22 protein-coding genes, 3 tRNA genes and 1 other RNA gene are annotated in these 21,192 nt (G+C 71.0%); 13 read left to right on the top strand and 13 right to left on the bottom strand.

What is annotated here, in order from left to right; genetic code table 11:
* Positions 1-19: 19 nt before the first annotated feature.
* The gene (locus tag KUG43_RS02260; RefSeq protein ID WP_216905626.1) at positions 20-286 is read right to left on the bottom strand and encodes a glutaredoxin family protein; all 267 of its coding nucleotides are present in this window, start codon (positions 284-286) and stop codon (positions 20-22) included.
* Positions 286-594, bottom strand: a complete 309-nt coding sequence (yidD, locus tag KUG43_RS02255; RefSeq protein WP_216905903.1) for a membrane protein insertion efficiency factor YidD — start codon at positions 592-594, stop codon at positions 286-288. The genes KUG43_RS02260 and yidD overlap by 1 nt, the downstream gene beginning before the upstream one ends.
* Before the next feature lie 65 nt (positions 595-659).
* Here yidD and rpsD point away from each other — a divergent pair, with 65 nt between their 5' ends.
* On the top strand, positions 660-1,268 hold the full coding sequence (rpsD, locus tag KUG43_RS02250) for a 30S ribosomal protein S4 (protein WP_216905624.1): 609 nt from the start codon (positions 660-662) through the stop codon (positions 1,266-1,268).
* An 86-nt stretch (positions 1,269-1,354) separates the two neighbouring features.
* Positions 1,355-2,110: a class I SAM-dependent methyltransferase gene (locus KUG43_RS02245; RefSeq protein ID WP_216905622.1), complete on the top strand. Its 756-nt coding sequence runs from the start codon at positions 1,355-1,357 to the stop codon at positions 2,108-2,110.
* Between the two features lie 25 nt (positions 2,111-2,135).
* On the opposite strand, the gene trpC is transcribed toward KUG43_RS02245, so the two are convergent.
* From trpC to KUG43_RS02220, 5 genes are all read right to left on the bottom strand, one after another.
* Complete coding sequence (gene trpC, locus KUG43_RS02240; protein WP_216905620.1) at positions 2,136-3,020, bottom strand: indole-3-glycerol phosphate synthase TrpC; 885 nt, start codon at positions 3,018-3,020, stop codon at positions 2,136-2,138.
* A gap of 1 nt (position 3,021) precedes the next feature.
* The gene (locus KUG43_RS02235) at positions 3,022-4,509 is read right to left on the bottom strand and encodes a dihydrolipoyl dehydrogenase (protein WP_216905618.1); all 1,488 of its coding nucleotides are present in this window, start codon (positions 4,507-4,509) and stop codon (positions 3,022-3,024) included.
* Between the two features lie 21 nt (positions 4,510-4,530).
* A complete protein-coding gene (locus tag KUG43_RS02230; RefSeq protein WP_216905616.1) occupies positions 4,531-5,388 on the bottom strand; it encodes a TrmH family RNA methyltransferase in 858 nt (285 codons plus the stop codon).
* A 5-nt stretch (positions 5,389-5,393) separates the two neighbouring features.
* Positions 5,394-5,684 carry a DUF8653 family protein gene (locus KUG43_RS02225; RefSeq protein ID WP_502988571.1) on the bottom strand — a complete coding sequence of 97 codons (291 nt, stop codon included), beginning with the start codon at positions 5,682-5,684 and terminating at the stop codon, positions 5,394-5,396.
* Positions 5,653-5,736: transfer RNA gene (locus KUG43_RS02220), tRNA-Leu, on the bottom strand. Before KUG43_RS02220 ends, KUG43_RS02225 begins: the two co-directional genes overlap by 32 nt.
* A 210-nt stretch (positions 5,737-5,946) precedes the next feature.
* Between KUG43_RS02220 and murA the strand changes: the two genes are divergently transcribed.
* The 5 genes from murA (at position 5,947) to KUG43_RS02195 (ending at position 10,447) form a co-directional block, all read left to right on the top strand.
* The gene (gene murA, locus KUG43_RS02215) at positions 5,947-7,254 is read left to right on the top strand and encodes a UDP-N-acetylglucosamine 1-carboxyvinyltransferase (protein ID WP_216905612.1); all 1,308 of its coding nucleotides are present in this window, start codon (positions 5,947-5,949) and stop codon (positions 7,252-7,254) included.
* A gap of 30 nt (positions 7,255-7,284) precedes the next feature.
* Positions 7,285-7,366 (top strand) — tRNA-Leu (locus KUG43_RS02210).
* An 11-nt stretch (positions 7,367-7,377) separates the two neighbouring features.
* Positions 7,378-8,556, top strand: a complete 1,179-nt coding sequence (locus KUG43_RS02205) for an aspartate aminotransferase family protein (RefSeq protein WP_216905609.1) — start codon at positions 7,378-7,380, stop codon at positions 8,554-8,556.
* 11 nt (positions 8,557-8,567) lie between these two features.
* A complete protein-coding gene (locus KUG43_RS02200) occupies positions 8,568-9,884 on the top strand; it encodes a bifunctional folylpolyglutamate synthase/dihydrofolate synthase (RefSeq protein WP_216905608.1) in 1,317 nt (438 codons plus the stop codon).
* Positions 9,881-10,447, top strand: a complete 567-nt coding sequence (locus tag KUG43_RS02195) for a pentapeptide repeat-containing protein (protein ID WP_216905606.1) — start codon at positions 9,881-9,883, stop codon at positions 10,445-10,447. Before KUG43_RS02200 ends, KUG43_RS02195 begins: the two co-directional genes overlap by 4 nt.
* An 18-nt stretch (positions 10,448-10,465) precedes the next feature.
* Here the strand turns inward: KUG43_RS02195 and KUG43_RS02190 are convergent, their stop codons facing one another.
* The 3 genes from KUG43_RS02190 to KUG43_RS02180 are packed head-to-tail and all read right to left on the bottom strand — an operon-like array spanning position 10,466 to position 13,564.
* Entirely contained in the window at positions 10,466-11,845 is a 1,380-nt protein-coding gene (locus KUG43_RS02190; RefSeq protein ID WP_216905604.1) for an FAD-binding oxidoreductase, read from the bottom strand.
* Entirely contained in the window at positions 11,838-13,094 is a 1,257-nt protein-coding gene (locus KUG43_RS02185) for an amidohydrolase family protein (protein ID WP_216905901.1), read from the bottom strand. The genes KUG43_RS02190 and KUG43_RS02185 overlap by 8 nt, the downstream gene beginning before the upstream one ends.
* A 35-nt stretch (positions 13,095-13,129) precedes the next feature.
* Complete coding sequence (locus KUG43_RS02180) at positions 13,130-13,564, bottom strand: DUF4359 domain-containing protein (RefSeq protein ID WP_216905602.1); 435 nt, start codon at positions 13,562-13,564, stop codon at positions 13,130-13,132.
* Between the two features lie 43 nt (positions 13,565-13,607).
* On the opposite strand from KUG43_RS02180, the gene KUG43_RS02175 reads away from it, so the two are divergent.
* A tRNA-His gene (locus KUG43_RS02175) sits at positions 13,608-13,680 on the top strand.
* Between the two features lie 2 nt (positions 13,681-13,682).
* On the opposite strand, the gene KUG43_RS02170 is transcribed toward KUG43_RS02175, so the two are convergent.
* Both KUG43_RS02170 and KUG43_RS02165 read right to left on the bottom strand, forming a co-directional pair.
* Entirely contained in the window at positions 13,683-14,774 is a 1,092-nt protein-coding gene (locus tag KUG43_RS02170; RefSeq protein ID WP_216905600.1) for an N-acetyltransferase DgcN family protein, read from the bottom strand.
* The gene (locus tag KUG43_RS02165; RefSeq protein WP_216905598.1) at positions 14,761-15,840 is read right to left on the bottom strand and encodes a dipeptide epimerase; all 1,080 of its coding nucleotides are present in this window, start codon (positions 15,838-15,840) and stop codon (positions 14,761-14,763) included. The genes KUG43_RS02170 and KUG43_RS02165 overlap by 14 nt, the downstream gene beginning before the upstream one ends.
* A 71-nt stretch (positions 15,841-15,911) precedes the next feature.
* On the opposite strand from KUG43_RS02165, the gene miaB reads away from it, so the two are divergent.
* The 5 genes from miaB (at position 15,912) to ftsZ (ending at position 21,064) form a co-directional block, all read left to right on the top strand.
* Positions 15,912-17,321, top strand: coding sequence for a tRNA (N6-isopentenyl adenosine(37)-C2)-methylthiotransferase MiaB (gene miaB / locus KUG43_RS02160; protein ID WP_216905596.1), 1,410 nt, complete (start codon positions 15,912-15,914; stop codon positions 17,319-17,321).
* Between the two features lie 26 nt (positions 17,322-17,347).
* Positions 17,348-18,466, top strand: coding sequence for a D-alanine--D-alanine ligase family protein (locus KUG43_RS02155; protein ID WP_216905899.1), 1,119 nt, complete (start codon positions 17,348-17,350; stop codon positions 18,464-18,466).
* Entirely contained in the window at positions 18,463-18,873 is a 411-nt protein-coding gene (locus KUG43_RS02150) for a hypothetical protein (RefSeq protein WP_216905594.1), read from the top strand. Before KUG43_RS02155 ends, KUG43_RS02150 begins: the two co-directional genes overlap by 4 nt.
* Before the next feature lie 41 nt (positions 18,874-18,914).
* Entirely contained in the window at positions 18,915-19,757 is an 843-nt protein-coding gene (locus KUG43_RS02145) for a cell division protein FtsQ/DivIB (protein ID WP_353617905.1), read from the top strand.
* Between the two features lie 215 nt (positions 19,758-19,972).
* Positions 19,973-21,064 carry a cell division protein FtsZ gene (gene ftsZ / locus KUG43_RS02140; protein ID WP_216905590.1) on the top strand — a complete coding sequence of 364 codons (1,092 nt, stop codon included), beginning with the start codon at positions 19,973-19,975 and terminating at the stop codon, positions 21,062-21,064.
* A gap of 16 nt (positions 21,065-21,080) precedes the next feature.
* Here the strand turns inward: ftsZ and ffs are convergent.
* Positions 21,081-21,177, bottom strand: an RNA gene (gene ffs / locus KUG43_RS02135) — signal recognition particle sRNA small type.
* Between the last annotated feature and the right edge of the window lie 15 nt (positions 21,178-21,192).

Here is a 21,192-nt window from a genome sequence, read left to right as displayed (position 1 = left end):
GCCTTTCATAGCGTGACGCTCAGCGGACGCCCTGTTTGATCAGCCAGGCCTGCAGCTGGGCTCCCGCCAAGCGGGGGGACACCCGCGGCAGCTCGCGGAAGGGAGCGTCTGTGCTGGCCGCCACCGCCAGCACGGGAACGGCCAGCCCATAGCGCCCTTGCAGGGCCTGATCGGTGTCCACGTCGATCGGTTGCAGGGGCTGCGGGGGATCCAGGGCCCGCAGCTTCTCCTCGAGGCCCTCGCAAAGGCAGCAGCCCTGGCGTGTGAACAGCAACAGCTCCTGCATCAATCGGGAACCGGGTCGCAGCCGCAGGGGGTGAAGGGGTGGCAGCGGCCGATCCGCTTCAGGGTGAGCCAGCCGCCGCGCCAGGGACCATGGCGGCCGATCGCCTCCAGCCCATAGGCGCTGCAGCTGGGAATGAAGCGGCAACGGGGGCCCAGCAGGGGGGAGAGCCAGCGGCGGTAGGCGCCGATCAGGGCCAGCAACACGGCCGCCACGGCGGACGAGAGTGTCGACGCAACCGCTGAGGGACCGTCGCCGCTTAGGGTGGGTGGTTGGCGCTGCACGCGCAGGCATCCGGGTTCTCCCAGCATGCCGCAACCGTGAACCGCCCCGTCTGGCCCCAGGGCCGCAACGTCCACCTCCGTCACCATCCCTTATGTCTCGCTACCGCGGCCCTCGCCTGAGGATCACGCGGCGCTTGGGGGACCTTCCCGGTCTCACCCGTAAGGCCGCCAAACGGTCTTACCCCCCCGGTCAGCACGGCCAAGCCCGTCGCAAGCGCTCCGAATACGCGATCCGTCTCGAAGAAAAGCAGAAACTGCGTTTCAACTACGGCATTTCCGAACGTCAGCTGGTGCGCTACGTGAAGAAAGCCCGTGCCCAGGAGGGTTCCACCGGAACCAACCTGCTCAAGCTGCTCGAAAACCGCCTCGACAACATCTGCTTCCGCCTCGGCCTCGGTCCCACCGTTCCCGGCGCCCGCCAGCTGGTGAACCATGGCCACGTCACCGTGAACGGCCGCGTGGTGGACATCCCCAGCTACCAGTGCAGGGCCGGCGACGTGGTCGCCATCCGCGAGCGCAAGTGCAGCAAGACCCTGGCCGAAGCCAACCTGGCCTTCCCCGGCCTGGCCAACATCCCGCCCCACCTGGAGTTCGACAAGGCCAAGATGACCGCCAAGGTGGGCGGCCGCATCGAGCGCGAATGGGTCGCCCTCGAGATCAACGAACTGCTGGTGGTGGAGTTCTACAGCCGCAAGGTCTGAGCACCCCACACTCCATCAACGATGTGCCGTTGGCGTTCCCTGCTGCTAGGCAGGGGCGCAGACGGCATTTTTTTGCCCGTGGGGCGATGAGCCAACCCTTCACCGATCACTTCGGCAGCGTCGCCGGCACCTACGCCCACTTCCGCCCCACCTACCCGCCGCCCCTGTTCGGGTGGCTGGCCGCGGTGGCACCGGGCCGGCATCGGGCCTGGGACTGCGCCACCGGTACGGGCCAGGCCGCCATCGGCCTGGCCGGCCACTTCAGCGAGGTGGTGGCCACCGACGCCAGCGCCAGCCAGCTCGCCGCCGCCAGCCCCCATCCCCGCGTGCACTACCGGCTGGCGGCGGCAGAGCGCTCCGGGCTGGAGGCGAACAGCATCGATCTGGTCACAGTCGCCCAGGCCCTGCACTGGTTGGAGCGGCCCCGCTTCTTCGCAGAGGTGGAACGGGTGCTGCGCCCCGGCGGCGTCCTGGCCGTCTGGAGCTACGGCATTCCTCACCTGGAGGGCGAGACGGCCGACGGCCAGCTGCAGCACTTTTACGCCGACATCGTTGGTCCTTACTGGCCAGCCGAAAAGGCGCTGGTGGAGAACGGCTACCGCGACCTGGTACTGCCCTTCGAAGGCCTGCAGGCCCCATCGTTCGCCATGGACATCGCCTGGAGCCTGGAGCAGGTGCTCGGCTACTGCTCCAGCTGGTCGGCCAGCGCCCGCTACCGCGAGGCCCTGGGCAGCGACCCGATCGACCATCTGCGTCAGGCCCTGGCCGCCGCCTGGGGGGAATCGGAGACACCACGGCGCCTGCATTGGCCGCTGACCGTGAAGGCATCGAAAGTCCTTTGAGAGCAGGCCGAATCGGCCCGAGCCATCAGCCCCCGATCAGGGTCTCCAGGGCCGCCGTCACGTTCTCCTGCCGCATCAGGGCTTCCCCCACCAGCACCGCGTCGGCACCGGCGCCGACGGCCCGGTCCAGATCAGCGCGGCTGAACAGGCCCGATTCGCTCACCAGCAGGGCGCCGCGGGCACGCACCTGCTCGCCGAAGCGTTCCATCAGCTGTTCGGTGGTGGCCAGATCCACCGTGAAGCTGGCCAGGTCGCGGTTGTTGATGCCGATCAGATTCACACCCTCCAGCTGCAGCACCCGCTCCATCTCAGCCGCGTCGTGCACCTCCACCAGCACCGCCAGCCCCAGGCCCCTGGCCACCTTGAGCAGGTAGGCCAGATCCTGGTCGGTGAGGATCGCGGCAATCAGCAGGGCCGCATCGGCCCCGGCGGCCCGGGCCTGGAACAGCTGGTAGGGACTGAGGATGAAGTCCTTGCAGAGCAGGGGCAGCGCCACCGCGTCGCGCACCGCCACCAGCACGTCAAAGCCCCCCTGGAAGAAGCGCTTGTCGGTCAGCACCGACAGGCAGCTGGCGCCACCGCCTTCGTAGCCCCTGGCAATGGCGACGGCATCGAAATCCTCCCGGATCACCCCCTTGCTGGGGCTGGCCTTCTTGATCTCGGCGATCACCGCCGGTTTGCGGCAACTGGCGCGCAGGGCACCGCAGAAATCCAGGGTGGGGGGCAGGTCCGCGATCTGTTGCTTCAGCGCGTCCAGGCTGACCCGCTCGCGGGCGGCGGTCACCTCCCTGTCCTTTTCCCAGACGATCTCCTCAAGGATGTGGCGGGGGCGCTCCTCCGGGTGGGGGGTGCCGAACTCCAGGTGGGCCACCCGGACCGAAGGGTTGGGGGGGCGGCGTCGGATCTCCATCTCAGGCACCCACCGCCGTGGCCAGGCTGGCGGCGGCCTGCTTGTAGGCCACTTCCACCACCTCACTCAACGTGGGGTGCGTGTGCACTTCGCTGGCCAGTTGCCGCACCCCCTGGCGCCGGGCCACCGCATTGGCGATCTCCTGGATCAGGTCAGCCGCATGCAGGCCATAGATGTGCGCCCCCAGCACCTCGCCGGTGTCCTTGCGGAACAGCAGCTTGAGCAGCCCATCGCTCTCCAGTTCGGCCAGGGCCTTGGAATTGGCCTTGAAGTAACTGCGCACGCTGCCCAGGGCAAAGCCTTCCTGTTCGGCCAGATCCTTGGCATCGGCTTCCGAGAGCCCCACGGAACTGATCTCCGGGTGGGTGAAGGTGGCCGCGGGGATCGAGCGGTAGTCGATGCGGCGGGCGTGGCCGAGGATGTTCTCGATCGCCACCGTGCCCTGGGCGGCAGCGGTGTGGGCCAGCATCATCTTTCCGGTCACGTCGCCCACGGCCCAGAGATGGGGCACCGGCGCACCGTTCGCCAGCACCCGCAGGCCGTCGTCCACCGGGATGAAGCCCCGGTTGGTCTCCACGCCGACGCTGGCCAGGTTGAGCTCCTTGCTCACCGGCACCCGGCCGGTGGCCACCAGCACCGCATCCACCTCCAGGGTCTCCACCGGCTCGCGGCTGGCCATGTCCACCAGTTCGATCTTCACCGGGCAGCCGGGGGTGATCTTGCTGGCCAGCACGCCGGCGCGGGCGTCGATGTCGCGGCCGTCAATCAGATGGCGGGCGGCGATCTTGGCGATGTCCGGATCAAAGGTGGGCATCACCCGATCGAGTGCCTCGATCATCGTGACTTCGCAGCCCAGGGCCGTGTACACATCGGCGAACTCCAGGCCGATGTAGCCGCTGCCGATGATCGTGATCCAGCGGGGCAGCCATTCCAGGTTGATGGCCTCGTCGCTGGTGAACACGGTGCGGCCGTCGGTCTCGATGCCGGGGGGCACAAAGGGATCGGAGCCGGTGGCGATGATCACCTCGCGGGCTGCGTAGACGCGCTCCACCCCGCTGGCCTCCCGCACCGCCACCCGCTGGGGCCCGTCGAGGCGTCCCTTGCCCCGCAGGATCGTGGCGCCGGAACGCTCCAGGGTCTTGGTCAGATTGGTGCGGATCGTGGCCACCAGCTGGGCGGCATGGTCGGCGATCTTCTGGCGCTCGAAGCGCACCGGCGCCGCATGGATGCCGAACCCCTTGAGGTGCTCAGCATCGGCCAGTTCGCGCACCCGGCCGCTGGCCGCCAGCAGGGCCTTGGAGGGGACACAGCCCCGGTTGACGCAGGTGCCGCCCATGTCGCGGGATTCCACGATCGCCACCTTCAGGCCGTGGTCGGCCCCGTGCTTGGCCGCATCGAAACCGCCATAGCCGGCGCCGATCACGATGACGTCGAAATCGAACCCGGAGGGGGGGGTGGCGGGTGCTGCGGTCACCGGATGGGGCTGCATGGGTGGAGGCATTCTCCCCTGTCAGGGCGCGGGCCGGCCGTGGGCCTGGCGGGGGCGCTCCAGCAGCAGCAGGGCCGCTGCGGCCGCCACATTGAGTGACTCCACCGCGGGGCTGTGGGGGATCGTCACCCAGTGGTCGGCCAGCCGGGCCAGTTCCGGCGCCAGCCCCGCCCCTTCGTTGCCCAGCAACAGGGCCGTGGGCCGGCACCAGTCCAGGTCCCAGTAGGGCCGCACCGTGCCAGCCGCCTCGGGCACCATCGCCGCCACCAGCTGCAGGCCGCCGCCCTGGGCCGCGGCCAGCCGGCGATGCAGATCGGCGGACGTCATCCGCTCGATCGGCAGGGCCAGGGCGGCTCCGCTGGAGGCCCGCAGCACCTTGGGCTGCAGCGGATCGGCCCCCTCGGCCAGCCACACCTGATCCACCCCCGCCGCCAGGGCGGTGCGCAGCAGGGTGCCGAGGTTGCCCGGATCCTGGAGCCGGTCGAGGGCGAGGACAAAGCCCGGCCTTGAGCCTCCTGCTGCGGGGGCAGGCAGCTGGGCCAGGGCCAGGGTCAGCAGCACCCCGTCGGGATGGCGGGTGGTGGCGGCAGCGGCCAGGACCTCGGGGCTGGCGGTCCGCAACCGGCCGGTCTCCGGCAGCCGCTCCCACAGAGCGCCGTGGCGCTCCAGCCAGTCCGGGGTGGCCAGCACCAGTTCGGGCCGCAGGCCAAGCCCGAGGGTTTCCTGGAGCAGGTGGGTTCCCTCCAGGAGCAGCAGGCCCTGCTCCAGCCGGCCACTGGAGCGGTGCAGGCGCCGCACCGCCTGGATGAGGGGGTTGCGGACACTACGAATCGTCTCGCCGCCAGGGGGATGGCCGGGAAGCGCAGGGGGAGCGCCCACGGCCGTCAGATGGTCTTGCGGCGCCGGAGCTTGAGGTGATCGTGGATGACCAGGTCATCCTCGTTGAGATCAAGACCCTTGAAGGCCGCCACCTCACCGCGAATGCCCTCCGCTTTGAGATTGGCGACCAGACGATCAATCACGATGTCCTCCACCTTGGTCTGGTCGTAGCCGTCGGGAGTGAGTCGCTCCAGAAACCTGCCGATGTTCGCTGCGACGACATCGGAGGCGTTGGTGATCTTGAGAACAATCATGGAGTGATCATGCGGATGGGGAGACTTGAACTCCCACGACATTGCTGCCACTAGTACCTGAAACTAGCGCGTCTACCAATTCCGCCACATCCGCGGGCGTTAGCCGCCACGGAAACCGCGGCGCTCCAGGGAGCATAAATCATCACCGGTGGGGCACCTCCGCTTGAGCGTCCAATGGCAGCCGCCCCCGAGGAACGTCGCCGCAAAGACCTGGAAGAACAAGACAGTTTGAGCGGCGACCCCCTAGACGACAGGATCATTCGTTGTCAAGATGCCCCAGAAATTGATACTAGGACTTCCGTCCATGACCGTATCCCCCATGCCTGTCAAGGTCATCGCCGGCACCAGGCTGGAGATCAGTGGTGGACGGCGACTGGACGGGGAACTGAGGGTCAGCGGCGCCAAGAATTCGGCCCTGGTGCTGATGGCCGCCTGTCTGCTGACGGAAGACGGGCTGCGGCTCAGCAATGTGCCCCCGCTCACCGACATCACGGCGATGGGGGAGATCCTTGCCGCCCTGGGGGTGCGGGTGCAGCGGGGGGGCGACGCCATCGTGTTGCACGGTGACCACATCACCACCGCCGCCCCGCCCTACGAACTGGTCAACAGCCTGCGGGCCAGCTTCTTCTGCATTGGTCCCCTGCTGGCCCGCATGGGCATGGCCCAGGTGCCCCTGCCCGGTGGGTGCCAGATCGGCACCCGGCCTGTGGTGGAGCACGTCAAGGGACTCAAGGCCCTCGGCGCCCAGGTCACCATCGAGCACGGTGTGGTCACCGCCGTGGTGCCCGGCCGTCAGCGCCGTCTCACCGGCGGCCACATCCACCTCGACTGTCCCAGCGTCGGCGCCACCGAGACCCTGATGATGGCGGCCGCCCTCGCCGATGGCGAGACGGTGATCGACAACGCGGCCCAGGAGCCCGAGGTGATTGACCTGGCCCGGCTGCTGCTGGCCATGGGGGCCAAGGTGCGCGGCGCCGGCACCCCCACGATCACCATCGTCGGGGTGGAGCGGCTGCACGGGGCTGACTACGCCGTCATCCCCGACCGCATCGAGGCCGGCACCTTCCTGCTGGCCGGCGCCATCACCCGCTCCCGCCTGCGGGTGTTCCCCGCCCTGCCGGAGCACCTGGGCGCCGTGATCACCAAACTCGAGGAGGCCGGCTGTCGCATCGAAGCCGATGGCCAGGGCCTGATCATCACCGCCAGCAAGGTGCGGGCGGTGGATCTGCGCACCCAGCCTTTCCCCGGCTTCCCCACCGACCTGCAGGCCCCCTTCATGGCCCTGCTCGCCACCGCCGAAGGCACCAGCATGGTGGTGGAGAACATCTTCGAGAACCGCCTGCAGCACGTGGCCGAACTGCAGCGCATGGGCGCCGACATCCGCATGCAGGGCAACACCGCCTGCGTCGAGGGGGTCGCCCGCCTCAGCGGTGCCCCGGTGCACGGCACCGACCTGCGCGCCTCCGCCGCCATGGTGCTGGCGGGACTCGCCGCCGATGGCATCACCACCGTGCGGGGGCTTGAGTTCCTGGATCGGGGCTATGCCGATCTCGAGGGCAAACTCAACGCCGCCGGCGCTTCGATCCGCAGGCTGCCCTCTGTCGCGGCTTAGCCAGCCGTCGCGGCCTAGAGTCGTCCCTTCGGGAGCGTGCCGGAATTGGTAGACGGACTCGACTCAAAATCGAGCGCCTTCGGGCATGTGGGTTCGAGTCCCACCGCTCCCATCCAACCGGTGATGGACACCTACGCCCGTTACCCCCTGGAGCTCAAGCGGGGCCGAGGGGTCTGGTTGTGGGATCAGCAGAACCGGCGCTACCTCGACATGGTGGCCGGCATCGCCGTCTGCACCCTCGGTCACAGCGACCCGGTGCTGCGGCGGCGTCTCTGTCACCAGTTGGGCCGCCTCCAGCACGTCTCCAACCTGTACCGGATCCCGGAACAGGAGGCCCTGGCCGCGGCGATCACGGCCCGCAGCTGCACCGACCGGGTCTTCTTCTGCAATTCCGGCGCCGAAGCCAATGAGGCGGCCATCAAGCTGGCCCGCAAGCACGGCCATCTGGTGCGCGGCATCGCCGAACCCCTGATCCTCACCGCCCAGGCCAGCTTCCACGGCCGCACCCTGGCGGCGGTGACCGCCACGGGCCAGCCCAAGTACCACCAGGGCTTCGAGCCGATGGTGTCGGGCTTCCGCTACTTCCCCTACAACGACACGGCCGGCTTCGAAACGCTGCTGGCCGCCTGTGAAGCCCAGGGTCCCCGCGTGGCCGCGGTGCTGCTCGAACCTCTCCAGGGGGAGGGGGGGGTGAACCCCGGTGATCCCGCCTTCTTCCAGCGGGTGCGCGAGCTCTGCGACGCCCACCAGATCCTGCTGATCTTTGACGAGGTGCAGATCGGCGTCGGCCGCAGCGGCCGCTGGTGGGGCTACGAACAGCTGGGGGTGGAGCCGGATGCCCTGACCATGGCCAAGGGCCTGGGCGGTGGCATCCCCATCGGCGCCCTGGCGGTGAAGGCCGCGGTGGACCACTTCCGCCCCGGCGACCACGCCAGCACCTTCGGCGGCAACCCCTTCGCCTGCCGGGCCGGCCTCACGGTCATCGAGGAGATCGAACGCCGCGGCCTGCTGGCCAAGGTGAGCGCCAACGGCGCCTTGCTGCAGTCCCTGCTCCAGGAGCTGGTGGCCCGCCACCCCGCCACCCTGGCCGGTGAGCGGGGCTGGGGACTGCTGCGGGGCCTGGTGCTGCGGGAAGGCGGGGTCACGGCCCCGGAGATCGTCAAGGCGGCCATGGCGGAAGGCCTGCTGCTGGTGCCGGCCGGACCAGGGGTGGTTCGTTTCGTGCCGCCGCTGGTGATCAAGCCCCGCCAGCTGCGCAAGGCGGTGAAGCGCCTGGAGAAGGCTCTCCACAGCCTGGCCTGATCCGTCCATCCGTGCCGTCCCCGCTGCCCCCACCGGTCGACCTGGGCGACCTGCTCGAACCCTTCGCCCGCCGCGGCGTCGACCTGGGCCTGGAACGGCTGGGCGGCGCCCTCGCCGCCGGGGGGCACCCGGAGCAGGGCTTCGCCGCCGCCCAGGTGGCCGGCACCAACGGCAAGGGCTCGATCTGCACGTTTCTGCACGCCATCCTGCGGGCCGCCGGCATCCACGTGGGCACCTACCGCTCCCCCCATCTGGTGAGCTGGTGCGAACGCATCCAGATCGATGACGCCTGGATCGCCGCCGCCACCCTGCGGGCCGACCTGGCCCGCTGGCAGCCCCTCGCCCGACGCCACCGACTCACCCCCTTCGAGCTGATCACCGCCGCGGCCTTCGACCGCTTTGCCCGCGAGCGGGTGGATCTGGCGGTGCTGGAGGTGGGCCTCGGGGGCCGTCTCGATGCCACCACCCTCCATCCCCAACGGCCCGTGATCGGCTTCGGGGCCATCGGCCTCGACCACCGCGAACACCTAGGCGACACCCTGGCCGCCATCGCCGCCGAAAAGGCGGCCGTGATGGGGCCGGGTTGCCGGGCCTTCAGCGCCGCCCAGGCACCGGAGGCCCGCCGGGTGCTGGAGGCCGCAGCGCTGGGTTGCGGCGCCAGCCTGCACTGGCTCGACCCCCTGCCCGCCGTGGCCGACGGCGGCCCCGTGCTGGGCCTGGCGGGGGAACTGCAGCGCCATAACGGCGCCGTGGCCGTGGCCATGGCCCGGGCCCTGACGGCCCCGGACGGTCCGCTGGCCGGCAGGCCCCTCGACGAGGGCATGGTCCGCGCCGGCCTGGCGGCGGCCCGCTGGCCCGGGCGGCTGGAGAGCCACCGCTGGCGGGGCCGCAATCTGCTGATCGATGGCGCCCACAACCCCCCGGCGGCGGCGGCCCTGCGCCGGGAACTCGACCAGCTCGATGGTGGGATGGAGGCTGGCCGTCCACGCCGCTGGCTGCTGGGCATCCAGCGCCACAAGGAGGGGGCAGTGATGCTGGAGCTGCTGCTGCGCCCCGGTGATCGGGCGGTGGTGGTGGCGGTGCCGGAGCATGCCAGCTGGTCGCGGCAGGAGCTGGCCGCCGCCTGTCCCGACCTGGCCCACCAGCTCGAGGAAGCCGGCAGCCTGGAGGCCGGACTGGACAGCCTGCTGGCCCCCGGCCCGCTGCCGCTGGTGGCCGGCTCCCTGTTCCTGCTGGGCGCTGTACTTCCGCTGCTCGATGCCGCCCAGGCTGACGAAGCCGCGGCGCTGGGCCAGCCTGGGAAGGTCCCCGGCAGCAACGGCCCATGACGACGGCCATCGGATCCGATGCCCCCAGGCCCGCCGGCCATTCCCCAAGGCCGCCGGGGCAGACCCTCCGCAGGGGGATCGTGCCAGTGCTGCTGTCTCTGGTGCTCCTGGCCCCCCTGCTGCTGGCCGCCCCCAGCGCCTGGGCCGACAACCAGGACCGGGTGGATTACACGCTCACCAACCAGAGCGGCAAGGACTTCAGCGGCCAGCAGCTGGCCGGCAGTTCCTTCGCCGGTGCCACGGCCCGCCAGTCGATTTTCAGGGAGGCCGATCTGCACGGGGCGATCCTCACCCAGGCGGCCTTTCCCGGCGCCGACTTCCGCGCTGCCGATCTCAGTGACGCCCTGATGGACAAGGTGGACATGAGCGGCACCGACCTCACCGGCGCGGTGCTGCGGGGGGCGATCGCCTCCGGCAGCAACTTCACCGGCGCCACCGTCACCGATGCGGACTTCACTGACGCCCTGCTCGACCGGGTGGACCAGCGGAACCTCTGCCGCGACGCCCGCGGCACCAATCCGGTGACCGGCGCCGACACCCGGCTCAGCCTGGAGTGCGGCTGAGGCGCGGAGCGCACACCCCTAGCCCGCCCAGCCCCTGAGTTTTCCAGGGTTCATCAGTCCGGCCGGGTCGTAGGCGGCCTTGGCCGCCACCTGATCGGCGTCCACCACCCCGAGGCCTCCGTCCTCGACGGTGATCACGTGGGGGTTGAACGGCACCGCCCCCAGCTCACGACACTGGGCGACGAGGTCGGCCAGGGCCTGGGGTCCCTGCCAGCGCACCAGGGGCAGGGCCGTCAGCCGCGGCGCCCCCTGGTAGCGCACCGCCTCGAGGTGCCAGAGCACGTCGCTCCCCCAGCGCTGGCGCACGGCCTCCAGCAGGGGGGCCTCCGGCCGGGGCAGCAGCAGCTGCAGGTAGGTCCAGTCGGGGGCCTGGGCCCGCCAGTGCAGGGTGGTGTGGTTCCAGGTGAGTTCCCCCAGGGGCAGACCCCGAGCCCGCCCCGCCTCCGGCCGGGGGCCCTGCCAGCGCAGCTGGCCGCCCCGGGCCGCCAGCCAGCCGGGCAACAGCTCCAGGGTGTCGGGGGCCGCATGGAGCAGCAGCCGGTGCTCCCCTGGACCAGCGGCGGGACAGCCGACCGGCCAGGGCATCCGGTCGGCCACCGGGGCCTCCAGCAGACAGAGGGCGTTGAGCAGCAGGGCCGTGGTCGGCAGTTCCCGGGACGCCTCCAGGGCCGCCTCCCAGCGGCTGAAACCCACCACCAGCTGCTGCCAGGCCACCGCTTCGGTGCTGGCCAGCCGCAGGGCGGTGATGATGCCGTTGGTGCCGTAGGCGTGGTTGAGGGGCGCGCTGGCGGCGGCGTCGAGCCGCAGCAGCCGGGGCTCGGCCTCCAGGGTCACCACCTCCAGCCCCAGCAGGTGGCCGGGATCGCGCAGGAAGCCCCAGCGCAGTGAGCCCAGGCCGCCCGAGCCACCGGCGAAGAAGCCCCCCAGGGTGGCGCTGCGGTAGGTGCTCGGGGCCAGCCGCAGGGCCCGGCCGTGGAGCGCCAGCTGCCCGTCCAGGTGGGCCAGGGTGCAGCCGGGCTCCGCCTCCACGATGCCGCTGACCGGGTCCACGGACCGCAGCCGGTTGAGGCCGCTGAGGTCGAGCACCAACCCACCGGCCAGGGGCACGCACTGGCCGTAGTTGCCGGTGCCGGCACCCCGCAGCGTCAGCGGCACCCGGTGGCGGGCGCAGGCGCCGGCCACCGCCATCACCTGCTCCAGCCGCTCCACCTTCACGGCCACCTGGGCGCAGCGGCCCTTGAGCAGCGGTTCCAGCACGGGGGAATAGTCGTGGAAGTCGGCCGAAAGCCGGCCCAGCTCGGCGGGGGCAAGGATCGGCGTCAACGCCAGCGGGCTGGCGCCCAGTTCATCGACCAGGGCCCGGATCCGCTCGGGATCAACCGGTCTGAAGTCATCCATGGCAGGCGGCCAGCAGTGGGGACGGTTCTTCGCACAGGGGCGGCTCCAGCCAGCGGCCGGCCCGCAGCACCCGCCGCCGGGGCGGACGGGCCAGCAGCTCGCCCCAGGAGGAGGCCCCCAGCACCAGCAGATCGGCCGGGGATCCCTGCCGCAGGACCCCGTCCCAGTCGAGGCCCAGCAGCTGGGCCGCGGCGGTGCTGAAGGGGCTCAGGCCCAGCCGCCGCCAGGGCACCAGGTGGCTGGCAGCGAGGCTGAAACGCAGCAGGCCGATCGGATCGAAATCCCCCCCGGGGAACCAGGGATCCTGCACGTTGTCACCCCCCACGGCAACGGTCACGCCAGCCTCCTGGAGCTGGCGGATCGGGGCCTGGGGCCGCAGCGACGGGGTGCGGCGCTGGTGTTTGCCGAGCAGCCACAGGTTGGTGGTGGGCAGGGCCACCACCCCCACCGCCGCCGCCGCCATCGCCTCCGCCAGGCGGCGGCAGGGGCCATCGGCCAGCAGGCCCATGCTGCTGGCATGGCTGCAGGTGAGCGGCACGGCCAGGCGGTGGCGCCGCAGCAGATCGCTCACCAGGGCCACACCGCGGCCGTGCTCCTCAGCGCTCTCATCGACATGCAGATCCACCCCGCAGCCGAGGCGCTCTGCCAGCTGCAGCAGGGCCAGCAGCGCCGCCCGATCGGCCGGGGTGGAGCGGAAGGGGGCGCCAAGCACGCCGCCCAGCAGGCCGCCATGGCCAGCCACCCAGGCGGCGAAGGCCTCTCCCTCCGGCGTGCGCCAGTGGCCCACCGGCACCAGGGCCACCAGCTGCAGCTCCACCCGGCCCCGCCAGCGGTCGCGCAGCTCCAGCAGCGCCTCCCAGCTGGGGGTGGCCCAGGGACCGAGGCTGTCGATGTGGCTGCGGATCGCCCGCAACCCGTAACGCCAGGCCCGCTCCAGGGCCTGCTCACCCCGCCGCCGCACCCCATCGGCCCGCCGCTCGGCCGCTTCGCGGCCGTTCGCCGCCATGGCCCCGGCCATGGTGCCATCGGGATTGGGGAAGGACTCACCGCTGAAGGCCTTGTCGAGGTGGGCATGGGGCTCCACCAGCGGCGTCAGCGCCAGGGGCAGGGAGGCGCCGGAGCCAGCGGCCAGCGTGTGGATGGCACGGATCCGGCCGTCGGCCTGCTCCAGCTGCACCGCCACCAGGCCCTGGTCGTCGGCGGCCGGCAGCCGGGCCAGGGGATCGAGCAGGGACCTGGGGAAGCGCATCGGCGGCAGCAGCCCGGCCGGCAGCGGCGCGGCGCTCACGGCATCGGGCTCCCCGGCGCGCTCTCGCCGGCGGAGAGCAGCACGAATTGGCCCGCGACCGCCAGGGTGACGGCGTCGTAGCGGGGGATGCTCCAGTTGGGCAACACCTTCTCCCCACCCAACCGGGTGCCGTAGAAGCTCAGCAGGCCGAGGTTGTAACGACGCGAGTTCTCGCGCGCCAGACGGCCCAGCACCTTGCGCTGGGATCGCACCAGTTCCGGACAGTTCTGGATCAGCATCCGGGCCAGCAGCGGCAGCCCTTCGTTCTGGCACAGCTCCTCGCTGGCCAGCTCGGTCAGCTTGTCGGCGGCGAACTCCTCGAAGGCGGCGGGGCCAGGGTTGGTGACGGCCAGGCCGATGAGGCCCGCCGAAACGGCGGTCAGGCCCAGGAGGCCGGAAACGGTGCGGGTGGCGGTGGTCGGCGGGGGCAAGCGGGGGCCGGCGGGCTCACTTGATACATTGGCAAAGACCGCGGCGGGCGTCGCCAAGTGGTTAAGGCAGTGGCTTGTGGCGCCACCATTCGGGGGTTCGAGTCCCCTCGCTCGCCCTTCAGGCCCGGCGCTTCGGCGTCGGGCCTCTTTTTTGGCCCGGCAACAGATCCAGCAGGGCCTCGCCGCCCTGGCGCACCGGATCGACGCAGGGCAGTCCCGTTGCCGCCGCCGTGACCTCCAGCGCCTCTGCCGCCGCCGGCCCGTCCAGCAGGGCGGTGTTGAGGGCGATGGCGGCCACCCGGGGCGGAGGACCGCAGCCCGCCGGCCGGCCCAGGGCCGCCAGGGCCTCGACAGCGGCGATCAACTGGCCCAGGGGGGGAAGGGGGAAGGCGTCCAGGCGCTGCACCATGCGCTGCCCGGCCCGGTGCACCAGCACCAGCTCAGTGGGCTGGCTGCCGCGGATCAGGGGCAGCGTGGCGCTGGAGCCCGGGTGGCAGAGCGATCCCTGCCCCTCGACCAGCACCAGGGTGTCCGGGCCGGCGCCCACGGCGGCGGCCAGCACCGCCCCTTCCACGGCACCGGCGGCGTAATCAATGCGGACGGCGTCCAGGGCCACGCCAGCGCCGCTGATCAGGATGCCGGCCTGGCCGGTACCGACAAACCGAGCATCCAGACCGCGGCGCCGGGCGGCGGCCTGCAGCTCCAGGCAGGCGCTCATCTTGCCCACCGACATGTCCGTCCCCACCGCCAGCAAGCGGCGGCCCGGCAGCCCGGCGGCGCGTCCGGAGGCCACCCTCAGGTCCGGGGGCTCCCGGCGCAGATCCCAGATCCATCGGCCCGGCTGCACCAGGGCCGCCAGGGCTGGATCGTCCCCCAGGCGGCTGTGCAGACCACTGGCCAGCGACAGGCCCGCCGCCAGGGCGGCCGCCACATCGGCGCCCATCCCCTCGGGCAGGCGGCCGCCGGAGGGGGCGAGCCCCACCACCGCCACCTCTGGAGCGAACGGCAGCGCCTCCGCCAGGGATCCCACCACAGGCACGGCCCGGTCGATCCCGGTGAGCTGCCCCAGATCGGCGCCGGGGTGGGCCGGATCCACCACCGCGACGATCGGACCCTGGCGGTAGCGCAGCATCGCCAGGCCCGTCTTGCCGCTGAGGTTGTCCAGGCCCCCGTGCTGCAGCAGAACGATCGGGGTGTCAGCCCCGAGCACGGATCACCCCCAGACCTGGCGACACGGCGGGCCGCAACCGATCGCCGTCCAGGACGGGCCCGGTGAAGGGGTCGTCGACCAGATTCAGGTGGCTGTCGAGATCCGGCCAGCGCACCAGCGGCAGCAGCTGGGCGGCGGCGCCGTTGAGCAGGGCGCTGTCGGAATAGCAGCCGAGCATCACACCCAGCCCCAGCCGTTGGGCAGCTTTCGCCATCAGCAGCGCCTCCGCCAGCCCGCCGCTCTTGAGCAGCTTGATGTTCACCCCATCGACGTAGGGGGCGAGCCGCACCAGGTCGGCCAGGTTCCAGCAGCTCTCATCGGCCACCAGGGCGATGGGGCAATCCAGCTCCAGGGCGGCGAAGGCGGCGCAGTCGGCCTCCGGATCCTCCAGGGGGGCCAGGGGCTGCTCCACCAGCACCACGCCCTGGGCGTCCAGCCAGCCCAGCATCGGCAGGGCCTGCTCCAGGCTCCAGCCACCGTTGGCATCCACCTGCAGCTCGCAGGCCACCCCGTGGCTCTGGTGGCGCCGCTCCAGCGCCTGGGCCACCGCCTGCACCAGCGCCCGGTCGTGGTCGAGCCCCTCCGGGCTGCCCAGCTTCAGCTTGATGCGGCTGGCCGGCAGCTGGCCCCACCAACGCTCCAGCCGCTCCAGCACCGCCGCCTCGCTGCCCAGGCCAAGCGTGACGCTGGTGGGGCTGATGGCGGCTTGGTCGAGGCCCCAGAGCCGCCACAGCGGCTGCCCCAACCGCCGGCCCCACCAGTCGTGCAGGGCCAGATCCACGGCGCAGCGGGCCGGGGGCGACAACGCCTGCAGCAGGGACTCGAAGGCCTGGAACGGTTCCGGCTCGAGCCCTTCCAGGGCCGGCAGGATGGCCTCCAGTTCGGCCGCCAGGGCTTCGCTGCTGTAGGCCCGGTGGCCCGTATCGAAGCCACCGGTTTCGCCGAGGCCGGTGCAGCCGTCGTGCTCCAGCTCCAGCACCAGGTGCTCCACGGCGCCGGTGGTGCCGCGGCTGATGGCCAGGGGCACCGCCTTGGTGAGGGGAAAGCGGCTCAGACGGCAGCGCATTCCAGAAAAGGGCCGGGGCGTTCACGCTGCCACAACCATCACGTCGGCGGCGATAGCGGAAACTGGATCCCATGACAGCCACCGTTTCCGGCCCGCAGGCCGACCAGGCGCCCTCGGCACGGCGCGGCAGCTACTGGATCACCACCTTCGGCTGCCAGATGAACAAGGCCGATTCCGAGCGCATGGCCGGAATCCTCGAAGCCATGGGCTACACCCTTGGCGACGACGAGCACACGGCCGATCTGGTGCTCTACAACACCTGCACGATCCGGGACAACGCCGAACAGAAGGTCTACAGCTACCTGGGGCGTCAGGCCCAGCGCAAACGGGGCAACCCCGGCCTCACCCTGGTGGTGGCCGGCTGTGTGGCCCAGCAGGAGGGGGAATCCCTGTTGCGCCGGGTGCCGGAACTGGATCTGGTCATGGGCCCCCAGCACGCCAACCGGCTCGAGGCCCTGCTCACCCGGGTGGAGACCGGCCAGCAGGTGGTGGCCACCGATGAGCAGCACATTCTCGAGGACATCACCACGGCCCGGCGGGACAGCGCCGTCTGCGCCTGGGTGAATGTCATCTATGGCTGCAACGAGCACTGCACCTATTGCGTGGTGCCGGCCGTACGGGGCCGGGAGCAGTCCCGCCTGCCCGAGGCCATCCGTCTGGAAATGGAGGGGCTGGCGGCACGGGGCTTCCGGGAAGTGACCCTGCTGGGCCAGAACATCGACGCCTACGGCCGTGACCTGCCCGGCATCACCGCCGAGGGCCGGCGGGCCCACACCCTCACCGACCTGCTGCGGGCGGTGCATGACGTGCGGGGCCTGGAGAGGATTCGCTTCGCCACCAGCCACCCGCGCTACTTCACCGACCGGCTGATCGACGCCTGCGCCGACCTGGCCAAGGTGTGCGAGCACTTCCACATCCCGTTCCAGAGCGGCGATGACACCGTGCTGCGGGCCATGGCCCGCGGCTACACCGTGGAGCGTTACCGGCGGATCATCGACCGCATCCGTCAGCGCCTCCCCGATGCGGCCATCAGCGCCGACGTGATCGTGGCCTTCCCCGGCGAAACCGATGCCCAGTACCGCCGCACCCTTGAGCTGATCGAGGCGGTCGGCTTCGACCAGGTCAACACCGCCGCCTACTCACCGCGGCCGGGCACGCCGGCGGCCGACTGGCCCGACCAGCTGCCGGAAGCGGTGAAGGTGGAACGGCTGCAGGAGGTGAACGCCCTGGTGGAGAGGGTCGCTGCCGAGCGCAGCGCCCGCTACCTGGGCCGCCGGGAGCAGGTGCTGGCCGAGGGGGTCAACCCCCGGGATCCGGATCAGCTGATGGGCCGCACCCGCACCAATCGGCTCACCTTCTTCGCCGCCGACCCCGGCGATGGCCGCCCCTATGTCCCGGGGGACCTGGTCGACGTGCTGATCGAGACGGTGCGGCCGTTCAGCCTCAGCGGCCGGCCCCTGGGCCGGGAACCGGTTCGCTGATACGTTTGGCCCTCTTTCCTGTGCCGATGGCCCCCCACCCCACCCGCGTCGGCCTGGTGTTCGGGGGAGCCTCCGGCGAACACGCCGTCTCGATCCGCTCGGCCCAGACCGTGCTGCGGGGTCTGCGCAGCGGCGCCAATGCCGAGCGCTACCGGGTCAGCTGCTTCTACATCGATCGCCGCGGCGGCTGGTGGCCGGAGGCTGTGGCGACGGCGGTGCTGGAGCGGGGTCTGCCCGCTGAAGCCGACGCGCTGCCCGGCCCGCCGCAGCCGGGGGGGTTCCGGGGCTTTCCGGAGGGGGCCTTGGACATGGAGGTGTGGTTTCCAGTGCTGCATGGCCCCAACGGGGAGGACGGCACGGTCCAGGGGCTGTTCACCTTGATGGGGGTGCCGTTCGTGGGCTCCGGCGTGCTGGGGTCGTCCCTGGGCATGGACAAGCAGGCCATGAAGGCCGCCTTCGCCGCCGCCGGCCTGCCCCAGGTGCCCTACGCCTGTGTCGAGGCCTCCGAGCTGGACGCCACCCGTCCCGGTGCCCGGGACGACCTGCTGGAACGGGTGGAGAGCCAGCTGGGCTATCCCTGTTTCGTCAAGCCGGCCAACATGGGCTCCTCGGTTGGCATCAGCAAGGCCGGCGACCGGGCTGCCCTGCTCTCGGGCCTGGAGCTGGCCGCCGGCCTCGACCGGCGCCTGGTGGTGGAGCAGGGCGTGAGGGCCAGGGAACTGGAATGCGCCGTGCTGCAGCGCCCCGATGGCCAGGGGGACGGGCTGAGTGCCTCAGTGCTGGGCGAAATCCGCTTCGATGCCGACTGGTACGACTACGAGACCAAATACAGCGAGGGGCTCAGCCACACCGTGATCCCAGCGATGGTGAGCGAAGCGGTGAGCGCCCGGGCCCGGGCGATGGCGCTCGACGCCTGCCGGGCGGTGGCGGCCGGGGGCCTGGCCCGGGTTGATTTCTTCTACGACGAGGCCACAGGCAGCCTCTGGCTGAACGAGATCAACACCCTCCCGGGCTTCACGAGCCAGAGCATGTACCCCATGCTGTGGGAGGCCAGTGGATTACCACTCCCCGACCTGGTGCACGAATTGGTGCTGGGCGCGGGAAGATCGGAGCACCGGATGAACGTGGAAGGAACGGCGGCATGATCCATGGCCTGCTGTGGCTGCCCCTGCTGGCGGCCTTCGTGCTCCTGGTGGCCCTCGGCTGGATCGAGCGGCGACGGCAGCAGCTCTTCCGTGACTGGGCCAATGGCGCCGAACTGGCCAAGCTGGATGGCTGCGGGGCCGCCCGGCTCATCGAGGGGGAACTGAGCTGGAGCAAGTTCGTGGCCGGCAGCTTCCAGCCGGTGGGCTGCTTCAGCGTCAAGCGTCTGGAAATGGTCGAGCTGCTCTCGCTCAGCTCCGGGGAGGCGCCCCTGACCGAGGAGAGCGAAGGCGCCTGCCGGCTGCGGCTGGTGGGAGGAGGCCAGCAGGAGGAACTGCCCTTCGCCGACGCCCGCCGGGCCCGCACCTGGATGGATGAACTCATGGCCCGCTCCCGCTGCGAGCTGTGAAGCAGGCCCCCTCTTCGCAGGGAGCGCCCCCGTCGCCAGGCGTGCCGCTGCCGCCGGGTGTGCTGCGCCGCAAGGAACTGCGCCGTCAGCGCCGCAGCGAGCGGCTGCGACTGCTCTGGCGCATCCTGGTCTTCAGCGCCGTCTCCGCCGGCCTGGGCTACCTGCTGCTGCGGCAGGGCTGGACCCTGCGGGAGCCCGCCCAGGTGGAGGTGATGGGCAGTGCCGTGGTCAGTCGCGACCAGGTGATCGCGGCGGCCGGCCTGCGCTTTCCCCAGCCGCTGATGGCGCTGCAGCCCCGCCAGGTGGCCAGCAACCTGATGGGGGCCCTGCCCGTGGAGCAGGTGAAGGTGAGCCGGCTGATGCTGCCGCCGCGGCTTCGGGTGGAACTCAAGGACCGGGAGGCGGTGGCCCGGGCCGAGCGCCGCACCGACCGCGGACCGGAGATGGGCTTCGTTGATGGCCTGGGCAACTGGATCAGCATCCGTCAGCACATGGGGGTGCGCAGCCAGGGCGACCTTTCCCTGCTGGTCGTCGGCTGGAACGCCCGCCACCGGGCCGTGCTGGCCAGGGTGCTGAAGGAACGGGAGGTGCTGGGTCCCGGCCTGCGCGAAATCCGCTTCGAACCGGACGGCAGCCTGTGGCTCAGCACCACGCAGCTGGGCCAGGTGCGGCTGGGTCCGCCGGATGCCCGTCTGCCCCGCCGGCTGGAGGTGGTGGCCCACCTCAGCCGCACCCTGCCGGCCAGCATGAAAGGTGCCCCACCTCAGCTGATCGATCTGAGCGATCCCGAACAGCCCGAGCTGAGCGTGGGCACCCGAGGCGGATCCGCCGCGTCGCCCCGTCCGCCCCAGCCCAGTCCCGCCGCACCAGGGCGCACCCAGTGAGGGATCTCAGCCGCCGCCACCCAGCCAGACAATCCTCACAGGCCGTTGCGCCCTGCTGAGATTCGGTCCAATGTGATCTATCGGCAACTCTGGCTGAGCTGGCCACCGACATAATGCAGCCGCAGATCAACGGCCACACTCCCCCTCCCGCGATGTCGCGCGATCAGGACCGCCCATACCACGTCGATCTTTCGTCCCCGCAGGAGCCCCACGCGATGAGCCAGATCTCGCCCAGCAGCAACGGGATCGTCCCGAGCCAGTCGGCCCGGATCGAGGTGATCGGCGTGGGGGGAGGCGGCAGCAACGCGGTCAACAGGATGATCGCCACCGACCTCACCGGGGTGGGCTACCGGGTGCTCAACACCGACGCCCAGGCCCTGCTGCAGTCGGCGGCGGGCCAGCGCATCCAGCTGGGTCAGAAACTCACCCGTGGCCTGGGGGCCGGCGGCAACCCGGTGATCGGCCAGAAAGCGGCGGAGGAGTCCAGGGCCGATCTGCAGCAGTCGCTCGAGGGCGCCGATCTCGTCTTCATCGCCGCTGGCATGGGCGGCGGCACCGGCACCGGCGCCGCGCCGATCGTGGCGGAGGTGGCCAAGGAATGTGGTGCCCTCACCGTGGGCATCGTCACCAAACCGTTCGGCTTCGAGGGCCGCAAACGGCTGCGTCAGGCCGAGGAGGGCATCGCCCGCCTGGCCGAACACGTCGACACGCTGATCATCATTCCCAACGACCGCCTGCGGGATGCCATCGCCGGCGCGCCGCTCCAGGAGGCTTTCCGGGCCGCCGACGACGTGCTCCGCATGGGCGTGAAGGGGATCACCGACATCATCACCAGGCCGGGTCTGGTGAACGTCGACTTCGCCGACATCCGCTCGGTGATGGCCGATGCCGGCACCGCCCTGCTGGGCATCGGCGTGGGCTCCGGGCGCTCACGGGCCATCGAGGCCGCCCAGGCCGCCATGAGCAGCCCCCTGCTGGAGTCGGCCCGCATCGACGGCGCCAACGGCTGCGTCATCAACATCAGCGGCGGCAAGGACATGACCCTGGAGGACATGACCACCGCCTCCGAGGTCATCTACGACGTGGTCGACCCCGATGCCAACATCATCGTCGGCGCCGTCGTGGATGAATCCCTGGAAGGCGAGATCCATGTGACGGTGATCGCCACGGGTTTCCAGAGTGGTGGCCACTACCGGCCGGAGCGCACCACCGCCGCGAGCTTCGCCGACAACCTCACCCACACACCCGAGGAGCGCGGCGCCATGATTCCGCCGTTCCTGATCAATCGCCAGAACCGGGTCGACTGAGACCCAGCTTGAAGAGGGTGACCCGGAATCCACGCCTGCCCTGAGCATCCCGTGTGGCTGCTCCCTTCCGGTCCTGACCAGATTTGGGCGTCAGAGCCGCGTGGGTCCGAGTCGGGATGATGCTAGCA

This window comes from Synechococcus sp. CCY 0621 (assembly GCF_019038465.1).
Taxonomy (GTDB): Bacteria; Cyanobacteriota; Cyanobacteriia; order PCC-6307; family Cyanobiaceae; genus Cyanobium.
This window is presented reverse-complemented; position numbering and strand designations above follow the sequence as displayed.